The organism is Ruegeria sp. F11 (assembly GCF_056533855.1).
On the sequence record NZ_JBQFOW010000022.1, the window covers coordinates 1 to 14399 of the forward strand.

Here is a 14399-nt window from a genome sequence, read left to right on the forward strand (position 1 = left end):
TCTCTTCGGGCCTCGGTCGCTTGTTTGCCATTCGTAGTCCTCCGTCTCCTAAACATAACGGTGGACCCGTTCAGTTGGGGAGGCTCAGGGCGACGAACGGCTTCACAGATCGCCTCCGCATCAACGGCATCATTCTTGCCCCGCTTCACGTAGGGCTTGACGTAACCAGCAGGCATTGGCTTCACATCGTGACCGAGCTTGGAAAGCTGGCGCCCCCAGTGATGGGACGATCCGCATGCCTCCATTCCGACGACGCAGGGCGGAAGCGTCTCAAAGAAACGGAGCAGTTTCGCTCGCGTGATGGTCTTGTTGAAGACAACGCGGCCGTTCTCCGAAATGCCGTGAATTTGAAATACATCCTTGGCCAGATCAAGGCCGACGGTCTTTACTGTCATTGGGCGGCTCCTTTCCTAGCAGTCAATCACAACTGCACTTTGGCACATTCGATGCCGGTAGAGCAGGAGCCACTCACCTCATCCGATTGGGGCCGTGTGCGGCAAAGTGGGGGACTTTCTGGTAGTTTTTTGAACGGAGGGTTTGACATTTCTCTTGGTTTTTGTCGGCGCATCATCCACGTTCGTCCTAAATCTATAATTGACCAACCAGATCAAACCTTGATTAACACTGCAAAACATTCTCCAGTCGAGACGATTACAAATCGTGACCGGCTGGACGTGCTCAATCGCTATCGAACCAGGATCAGCGAACTTTTACGCGACGGGGAACACGCAGCAGCCCTGGCGCTGCTTTTCGATTTGGACGAGGAACTGGGCCGGCGCCACGAGAGACGGCTGGTCGCTTTCTCCGCCGAGTCCCGAGCGTTGCTCGACGACGATGTTGGGAAAGACGAAGCCAAAGGCAGGTCGCCGGCCTTCCAGCGGCGCGCTCGCGCCATTCTCGACGTTATCGAACGCGAGGCGCTGGAGGATATCTTCGACGACACGGAAGATTCCACGGTGGATTTCGAGTCCGACCCAGCCTTCGACGATGCCGCCTCGGGCGAGTCCCTTCAGTCCGTCAAGCGGCGCATTCAGGCCAAGTCTCTGGCCGGGCTTCCGCCAACATCGGTGCTTTCCGGGATCAGCCACTATTTTGTTGAACAGAAGAGCCATTTCCGTTTGGACGATATCTCGATGGAGATCCGGGCCGGTCAGGTTGTCGCTGTTGTCGGGCGCAATGGCAGTGGCAAGACCACGCTGCTGCGGATCATCTCGGCAGATCTTGCCCCGAAGTTGGGGACCGTCACCTTTCCCGCCCTAACGACCTCCTGCGATGCAGATGACTGGCGCCGCCTGCGCGCGCGCATCGCCTTCATCCCCTCGAAGCTCGCATCTTGGCCACACAGGGTGGATACATTCATGCAGATGACCGGCATGGCCTATGGCCTCAGCTATGCGGAATGCGCGCGCCGGTGCGACGCGCTGCTGCACCGCTACGGTCTGGCGCGTTTTCGCAACACTGGTGTTTCGCGCCTCTCGATTGGCTATCGACTGCGCGTCGAGATTGCGCGTTGCATGATGATGGATCCCGCGCTGCTGGTGCTGGATGAACCGCTGGCCAATCTCGATGCGGTAGCTCAAGGCGTGGTGCTGGACGATCTGCGCAGCCTCGCCACATCGGTCCAGGCACCTTGCTCGATTGTGGTCTCCAGCCACCATATCCGAGCCATAGAAGCGATAAGCGACGACGTTGTCATCTTGTCTGAAAGCGGTCAGAGCGGCCAAGCCGAAACCGACGAGCCCAGTTCGATCTACCGGGTCCGCACCGACGACAGCGCACGCCTGCGAGCGCTGGGGCGTGAACTGGGCGTAGCCCGAACAATCAGCGATTCCCAGGGCACGATCCTCATCTTCCCCGGTGTGCTTTCGATGCAGGATCTGACCGGTGCCCTGTTCAATCACGAAGTTGCATTCACCGGCATTGAAGAACTGACCGGCAGCGCTGAAGCCGCGCTCCTGATCGAGAATTCCGGCAGCGGGCGTCGAGGTCAGGCATAATGATCCGCTCTCCGACCCTGATACACGCCGACGCCGCCCTGCCGTGGATGAGCCTGGAGGACTGGCTTCTGTTCCGCCCGCAGGTGCTCTGGTCATGCTTGGTTCTAAGCGGCATTGCCATCTTGGTCGGCCTGACTTCGCAGGCCTCAAATGCGACCTGGTTGTTCCTTGTGCCTAGTTTCGTCTGGATTGTTGCGATTGTCTTTCGAATGCGGGCCACACCGCTGATTGAAACAGGGCCGCGTGTTCTCGATATCCCGCGTATCCGAAGCTGCCTAATCATTTCTGCCGCCCTTTTTGCACCGGCCTTCATCTGTGCGAATTCCGCAGCGCTTGCGGAGTTTTCCCGCCATTACATGGCCCTGTCGAAGTCCGAGGCCCCCACGCAGAAAGTCGTGGGCCTTATCGAACAGCAGCGAAAAACGGTCCAATCGGTGCTGGAAGAGCTCGACAGATTGACCGGTGAGTTCGCAGTGACAAATAATCTTGTAACCAAATCGCAGGCCACTGTCGTCAGAGACGGTATCGCCGAGCTTCGTTTAAAATACGACGCTGTCGACAATCAAATCAGGGAAATCGCCGACGGGTTTGAACTGACAAACTTGGGCTTCGAACCCCTCAAAGAGGAACTAGACCAGATTAAAGAAACACTTGGCGAGCTTGCCGCGACACATTCGCAGCCCAGACCCGTCCTGTCTTCATCAGTTAAGGATATTGACGACGAAGTCAGGATAATGACAGTGGATCGCCTCGTCGACTTCGCAGAAGGCCACTTGGAAGGCTCGCCTAGCTATTTCGAGTATTGCAGCAGCGATTCGGGCCCCTGTCTGGATATTGCGCAACTGGCCGGTTTGGAGTATCGCGCCAGTTTGCTGACGTCAGGGCTTTGGGGAAAGATCAATCATTGGTCGCTGACTAATATGAATGACAATATCAGCGTCTATAGTTGGCCCATCGCAGGGCCCGAGCTGGCGGTTTTCAACGAACGTGGGCTTGAGAGTTTTGTTGTCCAAGGCTCTCTCGGCGTCGGTTTGTCGGGGGCCATCTTGTTCGGTTCGTTGGCCCTCTTGATCGCATTCCTTTTTCGCGCCGCGCGTATGGCCACAACAGGTGGCTTCGTCACCATGACACTGGTTGCGCCCGTTGTCCTGTTTACCCTGCTCGCCTTTGACAATCTGATCCGTCAGCTTTGTGTCAAGTATGGCGGAGAAGCCCTTTTGACCTTCGAAGATTTCCACTGGGATAATTTCGTCGGTTCCATCGAAGATGTCCTTGGAACTTTCGCCAACGATCTGCTTGTCCCGGTGTTGCTGATGGCCGGACTGCTAACCAGCGTCCCCATCGCCGTGCGTTTGCTCGGCATCGAGAACGACGCCACGCCAATTCGTAGATCGCTGATCCCCTTGTTGCCCGTGGCTGTGGCTTTCGCCAGTGCCGTGCTTCTTTTGTCCTACCCTTTGCCGGGGCTACTCGTGGCGCTGCTTCTCCTGCTGGCGGCCGGAATGACCATGGCCCGGCTAGACAGTGATATTGTCACCCGCAACGCAAGGCCCGCAGCGCGATGACCGAGGAGCACGTCTATATCTCCTATGCCAAGTCGCAATTCGACCTTGCGGTAAGTGTCAAGAACGCACTGGAAAACGAAGGCGTCCGCATTTGGCAGAACGACGAGGATCTCAGCATTCTGGAAAATCGGCGCCTCGGCATCGCCAATTCGGCTGCCTTTGTTGCCATTTTGTCGGACGATTATCATCGTTCGACGTTCTGCAAGAAGGAATACGCCCTCGCCCATGGCCGTGACCGCCCGATCGTTCTGGTAGCAACTGGCGATCAAACGGGCACCAGTGACACCGTGAGCTATCCCGTCATAAACGGTGAAGACGCCGTGGACGACATTTTCAAGGTCGATCCCATCGTCCAACTCTGCATGGGTCGCCCGCCGCTTCCATCGGGACATCAGCAAGCCGCGGCGCCGCCAATCGAAGCTTTGGCACCTCCGCCGACCCACCACGCAGAGACACAATCTGCGCTGACCGACGTCTTCATCAGCTACGCCACAGCGGACAAGGCCGACGTCGACGATATCTGCAGGCATCTCGACCGGGCGAACCTTAGCTATTGGGATTATCATCGATCCAAGCGGCGATACGATGTGCCGCTTTACGAGGAGATGCAGCAGAAGCTGAATTCCTGCCGCTCGTTTCTATGCGTGCACAGCGATTCCTATGAACGTTCAGAGCATGCCCAGAACGAGTACGCCTTTGCCCAGGGCAGCAGGATGGCGCTGCTGCATATCCGCTTTCGCGAGAAGCGTGAGACACTGCTCGGCGCCAGACACACCTACATCAATTGCATCGGTGAAAATCGTGTGTCTGGTCTTTTCGAGTTGTCCGACGCCATACGCGACGTAATCAGACAGACCAGTCAGCAGTAAAGCGTTTCCCATTTCTGCAGAATCGCCTATGATAAATGCGATCCCAAGGCACTCATGGATCATGCCAAGGGCTTCAAAAGCAACATCTCCAAATTGCCGATACTCTCCAAAACAGCAACCATTCTTGAAGGCAGTTTTAGCAAACTTGGACGGTACATGACTAAGCCTCCATACCTTGGGAAAGAGGTTGATTACCGCAAATTTGGAACGGGTGAACCTTGTCTGTTCTCTGGGAGGGGCCTGAACAAACACCATGATTTTCGGCTGTTTGAGTATTGTGCAAAGTTGCCGATGGAGCAGACGATCTTCGGCGTGTGTGACGGCACCAAGCTCAGAAACAAAATTGTCTCGGGCCTTAAGAATTGGCAATCACAGAGAGAGGGTACCGAAGTCAAACTTGGACACCGGATCAACACTGTGTTCAAGCGCTTCTTTGCAGATTACAAGCGGTTTAAGAACTACCAGCCGTTTAAGGTTAAAATGGAAAAAGCCCACAAAACGTAAGCAATAGGAAATTGAGGCGGGAGTAACATCCCGCCAACAGTGTTCTGAGAAAAGGGTGGTGGTATCAGCAGAAGCCACTATTCGAGCGGTACGCGGCTAAGGTCGTCACTGAGCCCTAGACTACCCGATGCTGCGCTGTGTTCGAAAGACAATAGTCTGAGGAGCCCAACGCTACGAAAGTGTGTGCCATGCGATCAGGATTGATCGCTCAAGTTCATTCATCTCCAGCCAATCTCGGAGCTGGCCTCCATCAAAAAAACTCACCCGATATTATTGTTAATTTCAAGAAAGACATCTCCGACGTAGATGCCATCCTCGACATACTCTACAGCCGCTGCGGGAGAGGCATTACCAGATGTTGACGCGATGGAGCTGGCCGGAGCATCGTATCGTATCAAACCGCAGCCGTACTCATCGACCCGCTGACTCGGCTGCCGGTGACAATGCGATGCCTTGACCGCTGCTAAAAAAGAACCCGCGTCCAGATTAGCGTAGCGCGGGTCGGACCAAAGAAGTGCCAGCATTCCTGACGCGTAGGCAGTTGCCCCTGAAGTGCCATAGCACTGCTCGCCTGTTGAACGCCAGCTGCCAACCTCTTCCGTAACGTTCTGGGCGGATGTCTGGCCGCCAGGAGCCATGATATGATCCGTGTGACAGTTTGCTCTGTCATAATTCGAAAAAGCTGATCGGTTGCCTGCGCTGTCGACGCTTCCAACTGGGATGGCACAAGCGTAGCGTGCCGGGTGATCGAGCCCTGTCGCAATACCGCTGTTTCCTACGGATGCAGTGTAAAGCATCACAGGCGGTCCGCCTGCAGCCCGAGCGAGTTGAGCAGTTCGCATCGCGCTTTCCAGCGCAAAGGATCGGACTGCGCCGGACGCTCCGCACGTGCGGCACTTCCTAATCGCATCGAAGCCAAGGCTCAGATTGACGACGTGTGCGGCACAGTCAGCCGCAGCGATAAACACTCCTGCCATCACGCCGTAAGGGTTGACCGCGCTGTTTTTGGCGCAAATTCGCACGGCGTAGATTCTAGCGTCCGGCGCGATATCATGGGCCATCACGGCCATCGCCGTGCCATGCCCGAGATCGTCGTGCAGCGGTGCGGCACGCCTAACAGGGTTCTGAAGACCATCGATCATATCGGTTACAACAGACGCGTGAGCGGGTTCGACCCCACTGTCGATGATAGCAATCCTCCTACCGGAGCCGGTTACGCCAGCGCTGTGCGCATCTGGAACATTCATCATCTTTCGATAGGCGCTATGTTGTCCTCCCAAGTTAAAATTTGGCGTGGCTTGCAGCAGCTGCATGGGCCGGTTGACTTCTGCGAAGAGAATCCGTCCTGGCCTACCTCCTTCGCCGTTAAAGTCTCTTCGAAGTCGCTCGGCAATCTCGGTCTCGAAACCCTCAGGGACACGGAAAAGGTAATATGCGACTGGGATCCTCTCGAGGAATTCGGCGGCTTTGGTTCCTTCCAGCTTGGACCGCAATGACTCCACGAACTCGCACGAGTAATCAGCACCGCCTTCATATCGCAGAAATTCTATCGCGGATTGTCCAGTGTGATCGTGGGGGACAGTCAGGATTAACTCGACCGCGCCATCCATTTCAAAACTCAATGCTATAAAAAGCGGTTCCGTTCTCCCTTTCGCGGGTGATCACGTTTTCGCTGACCAGTTCATCCAAAATCTTGCTGAGTTCCACCGGCGCTTCCTCGTCAAGGTCATTGAAGTAGGCTACGATCTCCTTTTTGGTCACCCGGACGTCCGGGTCGCGGCGCTGCTTTTTTTTCCGTCTCTGGTCGGCAATGGCCGCGCAGACCGCTTGATCCGTAGCATCGAGAGTCTGGATCAAAGCCTTGACCTTGAAGACGGCATCGAGCAGAAGCCCCCCGCCGACGGTCTTAGATAGTGGCTCTGGCCCAACTACCACGAGCGCGGCGCCTACCGCTGCTTCAAGAAATATCCAGGACGCCTCCGAGATCGAAAGCGAAATACCTCCCATCACGGTACTCATTGCGCCTTCGGGTTTGCCGTGCTCGAGCTCTTCGATGTCAAGAAGGGCGTCAGCCACCGCGTTACGAATGCGGTCATCATCGGCGAGCCGCCTCAGTTCCTCATCCGGCGCAGCTTTTTGTATCAGCGTTCGCGCATCGTGATCGCTAGCCCGTGCTTTTTGATCATTTCTTGTCATTCCAAACTCCAAAAATCTGATGCTGCTCCAATACATCAATTTAAACAAACTTTGCTCCTTCGCGCAGCAAGATTCCCGAAAGCAGAGATCCGTCACCCAAAGTTAGTACGAGAGGTGACGAGAACCGGCGATTCGAGACTGTTGCGAGAATGGCCGGTTCGGTGAAGCTGCGTTGCAGCATTGAACCCTGCGGTCAAGGTCGCCTTTGGGCCGACGGCGACGTGGTGGCAGGTTGGGTAGGGGCTTACGTTGCGTCTGCTCCGAGCGCTGTAACGAGCCATGAGTGACCGATGCTGCGCGTCAAACGAATGTCCGGACTACGAGATTTCTTAGTTTCCTAGGGCTTTGTGGCAATCTGGCTCACGTAAGACATAAAGCCGAAGAAGGTCTTTTCGGACACCCGACGTCTTGCTTCTGTCTTTAGTGCCTCCGCTGTTTCCGGGAACAGTAAACGCTCTTCGACCATGCGATCCGCGCCTCGGTCAATAACAGTCAGGAAATATGTCGCCTCTCCTTCGGCGACGTATCCATGCCCTCTGCGCGCTCCAAGTTGAAAACCAGTCTTGGCAAGCATGCCGGAGATTTGTCGCATAATCCAAAGATTGGTGACGTTTTGATTAATCATGAAACGGATGAGCTGATCGAGCGGGTCAAAATCTGCAATCTGCGCCGTCGCGGTGTCGTAGTCGCCGTCACAGACTGCCAACACACCGCCCGGCTTCAGGATGCGGAATGCTTCCTGAACTACGTCTTCGGGGTCAGGCACATGGCAGAGCAAGGTGTGCATCAAAACAAGGTCGAATGATGCGTCTTCAAAATCTGTGTTCTTGGCGTCGCCGATATCGAAATTGAGACGCGTATCATCGCCGAAGCTCTTTTTGGCCCGTTCCACCATAATCGGCGAGGGTTCGAGCCCATGCGCGGTTGATGCGCCAGCAAGGTCCAACAGGTCTTTAGTTACATGGCCGGTGCCGGACCCCAATTCCAACGCACTTGCATTGCTCGGGAGCTCTAAATCATTCAGATAGGCTCTGCGGATTGCTACCTGTGCAGGCTCAAGACAGCGGGCTTCCATCGCTGCTGCAATCCGTTCCTGAATCTCAGGATCTTGCGCTCCTAGATTAGAATATGGATCAGACATAGCTTCGCTCCTCGAAACACATCATGCGGCAGTACGCTAATCTTACTCCGCCTCGAAATCAAAAAAACAGACCTATGGGCAAGTTGGTCAATTAGCGGTTATGTCCGCTCTTAGTGAGTTCAGTTAATCGCTAATTTCGCTCGCGCAGCGAACGGCAGGTTCGACGGGCTGCTAGCGCAGACTGCCGGTATCTTGCGTTCCGTTCCCGGGATTGGTCCCGTCGCCAGCACCATGCTGATCGCCGAGATGCCCGAGCTCGGCCAACTCTCGGTTGAACAGGCCGCCGCACTCGCGGGCTTGGCTCCGATCGCACATGGCAGCGGCGCCAAGCGCGGCAAGCGCGCCATTGGCGGAGGACGGCGTCAGCTGCGGCACGTCATGTTCCAGGCAGCCCTCATCGCCAGCCATTACAATCCGATCCTGTAAACCTTCGCTGACCGCCTGCGAACCACGGGAAAGCCACATAAGGTTGTCATCACAGTCGTCGCACGCAAACTCGTCACGATCGCGAACGCGCTTTGCAAATCTCGTCTGAAATGGACCCATCAGGCCGCCTGAGAAATACAGTTGCTAGGAACTTCAGGTTCTGGTCCAGATAGATCTTTCCCGGTCCAGGCAGTTGCGTGCCCAAAACGTTCGAGGTCAGCGCACAGCCCCACATGCCGTGCGCAATCACCTTGTGAAAGATATCGTCCTGAGCGAATTCCTCATAGTCGCCGTGGATTTCGGATTTCACACAAAGGTTGATCGAAAGCGTGTCTCGTTCAGAATAGTTGGATGCGTTGACGCGATTCGTAAGAAGCGGCTAGCCGTGTGTCCACTTGCCTTTGTGAGAGGATAAAACATTGAAAAAAACAATATTATCTGCATTTGGTGTTCTCGTGGCGCTGACTTCCGCTGCGTTCGCACAAAATGGGGGGCTTACACTAGAAGAATTCGAAGAACTAGAAAATTCTGATGTGTACTCACTGATGATAGAGCCTCGAAGTCTCAATTTTACCAGCGACGACCTTCGAGCTGCCGTAAACGCGGCCAAAGATGCCCGAACCAATCTTATGATCTCAAAGGTTGATCCAACAAAAACCTATGATGTCATATTGCAAGTTGGGCACTTCCCGCGAACCAAAGGATCCACGGGAGCTCAAGGCAAACTGATTAACGAGCAGGAAGGGGCTGCGTACGTCGCTGCATTGCTGTCCGAGGAACTAAATGCTGCGGGGATTCACCACATAATTGTTGGCGCAGACAGTTACAAATCAGGTAAAAAGCGGGATTCACAGCACTTCTTCCGCACGAAGATATTCCTTTCGTTACATCTCGACGGCTCAGAGAACCCATGCAGGGTAGGTCCAAGCCTCGGATACAACCCAAAGTTCGGCAAAACGAGTATGCAGTACCTTGGGGTAGCGCTTGCCATAGCGTTAAAGCTAGATGCATACGACTTTATGAGAGACAATTATACAAAAAACCTGTCTCACTTCTATTCATATCGACACTCTGACACCCAGATCGCCGAGGGGATCGTTGAGATGTCGGAACTCTCCTGCCCGAGTGATGAAGAGAGGTTTTTGATGGCGGCGAATACAATAGCTACCAACCTCGCAGTAGGCATCTCATTTATGTTGGAGGGTAGGAGGTAACCGATGTTTCGCATTGCCTCGCCAACATTTGTCTGTCTCATACTGCTTATGTCGTTGCTCATGGGCCCGAGTGCTTCGGCTCGGACAATCCGCGTCCAAGACACTTGCCGGGACAATTGGAACGGGTTCAAAAATACGCCAGAAGCTTTATTTCCCGACGGCGACGCAATCAAACGGTCGGATACGGCGGAGGAGCTCACCCGCCATGTGCTAGGCTTAGCTGGAATCAAACGCGTAATAGACGTCGTTTCTATCCCGGGATTTGGCAATGCTTGTGCAGAAATATCTAAAGATCAAACAATTAGAATTTTCGTTGACGAAGATTGGCTGCAAAAAACTTCTCAGGGCAACTACTGGGTTAAGCTTTTCATAATTGCCCATGAAGTAGGACACCATGCCAACTTACATCCTATTGGTATTTCGCGTCAAAACTCCTTCAAAGTCGAACTAGACGCAGACTACTTCGCTGGATCAATCCTTAGGAAAGCGAACGGCAACATGGACGGTATTAGAGCCCTCTTAAATGAGTGCCCGTTTGCTTCCGATCCCAATCTTCCCGATTGTAATTTGCGTCTGGTGTCGATTGAGAAGGGCTATGAAGAGACGTCCTCGCTTCTTGAAAAGAGCATATTGCACGAGGATTTAGGTTTTGGTGCGAAAGCCATCACGTCGAAAATTCGAGTGTGTGAACCTGCTTCTGTTGTTGTTTATACCGAAAAGAGTTGCAGATTGCAGGTCATCTTTCCCGATGAGCGAACTGGTTCGTTGAAGTATTTTGAACTCCCTCAGAAAATGATTGGCGCAACAGTTCTCGCTCCAGGCGAAACGCGAGTAATCCCAGTTCAATGCGATGATTGTCCAGTACTAGTGGCTAACCTTCCATCAGAACGTTGGAACCTTCACCTGCACTGCTATCCTACAAACTCCGAAGTCATTGGTGCAGATGAGTTATTAGCATACACCGTTTCTGAAAGCGAAGTACAATTCCAATCTGCGAATATACTCATACCTACAGCGTCGAAAATGGCGGCGTTAGCACGTGAGACCATTCCACCTGAATCTATCGCCGTTTCAATGGTTACCTTGCCGAACCCTGGTGCTAGGTTTGATGTAAATGGGAACTGCATCTTGGAGTAATCCAATATGGTTAAGCTTATTACATTGGTATTTCTAGTTTTAGTGAGCTTCAAAGTGAACGCTCAAACAACAACGCAGAGTGCACATATTCAATATACGGTGTCAGAAGAAGAAGCTGCAAATAACTTTGCGTTGATCATCTCGATTGACAGCTACGATCATGCTGAGTCCTTGCCTAGCGCAAAAGCGGATGCAGAAGAATTCCAAGAAGTGCTCATCAATACTATGGGTTACCCCGAAGCAAATGTCATCACATTAGAGGGAGTACAGGTAACGGACGCAAATAACATACAAGTTGGAATTGCTGACTTCATGGATCTTTTGAGCAAAGATTCTACGGTGGTTATCTACTACGTTGGGCACGGAATCACGATTCGTGGATTTAATCAGAATTTCATAGTTCCTGCGTCGACTCACTCCGACTATCGTAGTCGAGCCCAACTTAAACAAAGTGTTTTAAGCATTGAGGAAGTCGTCCTTCAAATAAAAGAACGAGTTCCGGAAGGTGGAGTCGTAGTTTTTTTTAATGCATGTAGAAATTCGCCCGGTTCTACCGGGTTTGACCCAGGTGCTTCGATCGGACAGGGCACCACAAACCAAGGCTATGTGCCGTCAAGAATCTCTGGAACGTATGCCTTTTTTGCGGCTGGTCGGGGACAGCGGGCAATTGCACAGCTTGACATCAATAATCCGGATGAGCCCGAAACAACACTCTACGGGCGAGTCCTCTTCGAAATTTTGAGAAAAAATCCATCTATTCAACTTCCGGTACTCAACATTGAAATCCGCAGTGGAATATCGCGGCTTGCCGACGAAGTGCCAGATATCACGCAAATGCCAGAGCCGACAGCCTTCGACACCGGAGTCGTAAGCGAAATCCCGGAGCGAGGTCATTGTCTAACCTTCATCCGTCACCGGGGGCAACTTACATGCACGACGCGTACAGCCTTGCCACTCGTTGGATCTAGCAACCCCTGCGCAACTTTTGAAGATTTTTGGAGTGTTCAAAACGAGAATGCTGACCCGGATTTTCTTCGCGGATTTCTTGGAAAATTTCCAAGCTGTCAATTCGCGGATCTGACAATCTCAGAAAGAATAAGACTGCTGACAACCACGGACCCTTGCGGGAGTTTCAATATTGTTTGGCCGGACCTAAGACTTTCTGTGTCAGTGCAAGACATCCGATCAGAAAGAGACAAACATCCAGCGTGTTCCACGGCGAAGTTGATGGTTGACTTACGGCTGTCGGAAATGGCGCAGGTTGCTTTGGCTTCGATAGAGAATGCCTCAGCAGATTGTGCGATGATGCGGTCTTTTATGGTCGATTTCCCAGATCATTCTCAAGCCGATTTAGTTGCTTCCAAGATAAAAATCGAATGTGAAGTTAAGCCTAGTAAAATAAGTAACTTATCTCATGAAGCAGTCGTTACTTCCTGTATACAGAGCGAACCCAGACAAACAGAAATAGTTTGTGGGGCAGCAATGCAAAGAGAGGGCTGGAACAGTTTCGAGAAAGCCGCCTTTTTGTCTGCAATGGGATACGCGCAGTATCAGCAAGAGAAATACACGGATGCAGTCAAGAGCTATGACACTGCGATTGAACTGATCTCTGCACGAACAGGTGAACTCCGGCTTTCACTTATCTCCGTTGACCCCGATAGCGGCGCTGGTCATGAAAAAGTATACGATAAACTGGCGAACCATCTTCGAGAAGTAGCATGGCTCGAAAAATCAAGAGCAATTGTTGCTTTCCAAGGCGGGGACTCTTCCTACCTGCAAGACGTTTTAGCGCGCTCAGGGCAGAAAACAGTCGTAGCGTCCCCAATATTTAGCGTGAGTTATTCATTTCCTAGTGGCTATTCAGATTTTCAATTGGCAATTTTAGAAAGAGTAAATGAAAATCTACAAAACTCGGGGCAAATAAAAGTTGATACCAACTATTTGATCGAATTGTTTGATACTACTTCATGGACACAGCGCAGATACATGATCATAGACATGAGGGACTCTGGCTTCACATCCGAAGTTCCAAGAAACGAAATGACACCGCGGCTCGCTGAAGATATGCGAAAATGCTCGGAAATTTCGTCCTGCATATTTGATTTGCTTGATTTATCGGTAATCTACTTATCGCCCCCTCTGATCAGAAGTAGCTTAGAATTCGTTCTTACTTTTGATGGTCGCAGTATTAACAATGAAATTCTTAAAGAAACAGGCGACATGGGAATTTGCACACACAATCAATCCAAACTTTCTCTTTTTCAATGTCACGCCGCCCTGCAGCAAAGTGAGTTGAGCAAAAGAAAAAGGAATTTATTAATTAGCAATATTTCCTCTGAACATTTTCTTGCCAAAAGATACAATGATGCTTACGAGCAGTTACTAAGAATTAAACCGAAGAAGGCAGAAAACTACTACTTTAGGCGCGCAGCGCTTTATGCCCTCCAGGCCGGCTCTTACCAAGACGCACTTGATTTTTGGAAACTGGAGCAAGAAATAGTTGAAATCCACAACATTGGCACACCGAGGGCATTGGAGGATGTTGTTTTGGATGGGAACTTGAAAAAAGTTTCAGGCGACACCCGCGAGGCAATAGCCGATTGGGTGAAGGTTGTTACAAACGCTGACCTTTACTCAAGTGACCGTGGTTTAGATAGAATGTCTTTGGAAGAAAGATCTAAAACTGTGCAGCGGGAGCTTGCGTCTTACGGCTATTATAATGGTCCCATCGATGGTGACTTTGGAGCAGGATCCCAGAAGGCACTCAAGCTCTGTGCCGAAGATACAAATTGTCTAATTCGTAGTTTTTTGGTCAACTACGGTGCAGCAGAACCGGAACCAACACCCACCTTTTTCCGACCTGAGAACGAGTATTTTTATGGTTTGGTTCGAGTATGCACCAGTCAGTTTGATATCGATAGTTGCAATGCGGCTCTAAGCTCTGGATGGCTCAGTTATGTTGAGCGATACCAGGTTGCGAGTATCTTAGTTCAATTCTATTTGGATACCGATCAATGTGAGTTGGCAGCGGATATGGCTAGTTTACTTTGGGCGCCTACGGTTCGTAAAAACAGTGAAGACAATTTTTTGAAAGCTAAAGCTTACATGTGCATTTCTGAATTCGAGTTTGCGCTCCAGGAGCTCTCAATAATTGCCGAAAGAGAGGATATGCACACACCGAAGTTCGCTCAGGCGATGCAAAAAGCACTTTCAGCTGTTGGAAGGTCTGAGGAAGCTTCAAAATGGAGAGATCTGGAAATTCAGTGGAGTCGCGGCGAACCTACTGAATCTGACGTAATGAGAGATGAATCTGACGAAAAGATAGAGTTGTGAGGAACAGTGGTTACCTT

12 protein-coding genes are annotated in these 14399 nt (G+C 51.9%); 8 read left to right on the top strand and 4 right to left on the bottom strand.

Going from position 1 to position 14399, the window contains the following annotated elements; genetic code table 11:
- Nucleotides 1-395, bottom strand: a 395-nt coding sequence (locus ACR0NJ_RS19910) for an IS110 family transposase (RefSeq protein WP_480818834.1), incomplete at its 3' end; no start/stop codon positions are given.
- Between the two features lie 51 nt (nt 396-446).
- Between ACR0NJ_RS19910 and ACR0NJ_RS19915 the strand changes: the two genes are divergently transcribed.
- The 4 genes from ACR0NJ_RS19915 to ACR0NJ_RS19930 are packed head-to-tail and all read left to right on the top strand — an operon-like array spanning nt 447 to nt 4935.
- On the top strand, nt 447-1997 hold the full coding sequence (locus ACR0NJ_RS19915; protein WP_480818835.1) for an ATP-binding cassette domain-containing protein: 1551 nt from the start codon (nt 447-449) through the stop codon (nt 1995-1997).
- The gene (locus tag ACR0NJ_RS19920; RefSeq protein ID WP_480818836.1) at nt 1997-3562 is read left to right on the top strand and encodes a hypothetical protein; all 1566 of its coding nucleotides are present in this window, start codon (nt 1997-1999) and stop codon (nt 3560-3562) included. Before ACR0NJ_RS19915 ends, ACR0NJ_RS19920 begins: the two co-directional genes overlap by 1 nt.
- Nucleotides 3559-4431: a toll/interleukin-1 receptor domain-containing protein gene (locus ACR0NJ_RS19925; protein ID WP_480818837.1), complete on the top strand. Its 873-nt coding sequence runs from the start codon at nt 3559-3561 to the stop codon at nt 4429-4431. Before ACR0NJ_RS19920 ends, ACR0NJ_RS19925 begins: the two co-directional genes overlap by 4 nt.
- A gap of 54 nt (nt 4432-4485) precedes the next feature.
- The gene (locus ACR0NJ_RS19930; protein ID WP_480818838.1) at nt 4486-4935 is read left to right on the top strand and encodes a hypothetical protein; all 450 of its coding nucleotides are present in this window, start codon (nt 4486-4488) and stop codon (nt 4933-4935) included.
- Nucleotides 4936-5195: 260 nt separating this feature from the next.
- Here ACR0NJ_RS19930 and ACR0NJ_RS19935 read toward each other — a convergent pair whose 3' ends face one another.
- The 3 genes from ACR0NJ_RS19935 to ACR0NJ_RS19945 all read right to left on the bottom strand — a co-directional run bounded on the left by ACR0NJ_RS19935 (nt 5196) and on the right by ACR0NJ_RS19945 (nt 8272).
- Complete coding sequence (locus tag ACR0NJ_RS19935) at nt 5196-6557, bottom strand: S8 family peptidase (RefSeq protein ID WP_480818839.1); 1362 nt, start codon at nt 6555-6557, stop codon at nt 5196-5198.
- Nucleotides 6547-7179 (bottom strand): hypothetical protein, encoded by a 633-nt coding sequence (locus tag ACR0NJ_RS19940; RefSeq protein ID WP_480818840.1) that lies wholly within the window; start codon nt 7177-7179, stop codon nt 6547-6549. Before ACR0NJ_RS19940 ends, ACR0NJ_RS19935 begins: the two co-directional genes overlap by 11 nt.
- A gap of 289 nt (nt 7180-7468) precedes the next feature.
- Nucleotides 7469-8272: a class I SAM-dependent methyltransferase gene (locus ACR0NJ_RS19945; protein WP_480818841.1), complete on the bottom strand. Its 804-nt coding sequence runs from the start codon at nt 8270-8272 to the stop codon at nt 7469-7471.
- A 192-nt stretch (nt 8273-8464) separates the two neighbouring features.
- Here ACR0NJ_RS19945 and ACR0NJ_RS19950 point away from each other — a divergent pair, with 192 nt between their 5' ends.
- The 4 genes from ACR0NJ_RS19950 (at nt 8465) to ACR0NJ_RS19965 (ending at nt 14382) form a co-directional block, all read left to right on the top strand.
- Nucleotides 8465-8698: a transposase gene (locus ACR0NJ_RS19950; RefSeq protein WP_480818842.1), complete on the top strand. Its 234-nt coding sequence runs from the start codon at nt 8465-8467 to the stop codon at nt 8696-8698.
- Between the two features lie 419 nt (nt 8699-9117).
- Nucleotides 9118-9912, top strand: a complete 795-nt coding sequence (locus tag ACR0NJ_RS19955; RefSeq protein WP_480818843.1) for an N-acetylmuramoyl-L-alanine amidase — start codon at nt 9118-9120, stop codon at nt 9910-9912.
- A gap of 3 nt (nt 9913-9915) precedes the next feature.
- Nucleotides 9916-11049 carry a M48 family metalloprotease gene (locus tag ACR0NJ_RS19960; protein ID WP_480818844.1) on the top strand — a complete coding sequence of 378 codons (1134 nt, stop codon included), beginning with the start codon at nt 9916-9918 and terminating at the stop codon, nt 11047-11049.
- A gap of 6 nt (nt 11050-11055) precedes the next feature.
- Nucleotides 11056-14382: a peptidoglycan-binding protein gene (locus ACR0NJ_RS19965; protein ID WP_480818845.1), complete on the top strand. Its 3327-nt coding sequence runs from the start codon at nt 11056-11058 to the stop codon at nt 14380-14382.
- Nucleotides 14383-14399: the final 17 nt, after the last annotated feature.

What these genes read in the sequence shown, in the direction of transcription:
- ACR0NJ_RS19945 (WP_480818841.1), bottom strand. Translation starts at nt 8,272, where the DNA reads ATGTCTGATCCATATTCTAATCTAGGAGCGCAAGATCCTGAGATTCAG.
- ACR0NJ_RS19960 (WP_480818844.1), top strand. Translation starts at nt 9,916, where the DNA reads ATGTTTCGCATTGCCTCGCCAACATTTGTCTGTCTCATACTGCTTATG.
- ACR0NJ_RS19920 (WP_480818836.1), top strand. Translation starts at nt 1,997, where the DNA reads ATGATCCGCTCTCCGACCCTGATACACGCCGACGCCGCCCTGCCGTGG.
- ACR0NJ_RS19925 (WP_480818837.1), top strand. Translation starts at nt 3,559, where the DNA reads ATGACCGAGGAGCACGTCTATATCTCCTATGCCAAGTCGCAATTCGAC.
- ACR0NJ_RS19930 (WP_480818838.1), top strand. Translation starts at nt 4,486, where the DNA reads ATGGATCATGCCAAGGGCTTCAAAAGCAACATCTCCAAATTGCCGATA.
- ACR0NJ_RS19915 (WP_480818835.1), top strand. Translation starts at nt 447, where the DNA reads ATGCCGGTAGAGCAGGAGCCACTCACCTCATCCGATTGGGGCCGTGTG.
- ACR0NJ_RS19965 (WP_480818845.1), top strand. Translation starts at nt 11,056, where the DNA reads ATGGTTAAGCTTATTACATTGGTATTTCTAGTTTTAGTGAGCTTCAAA.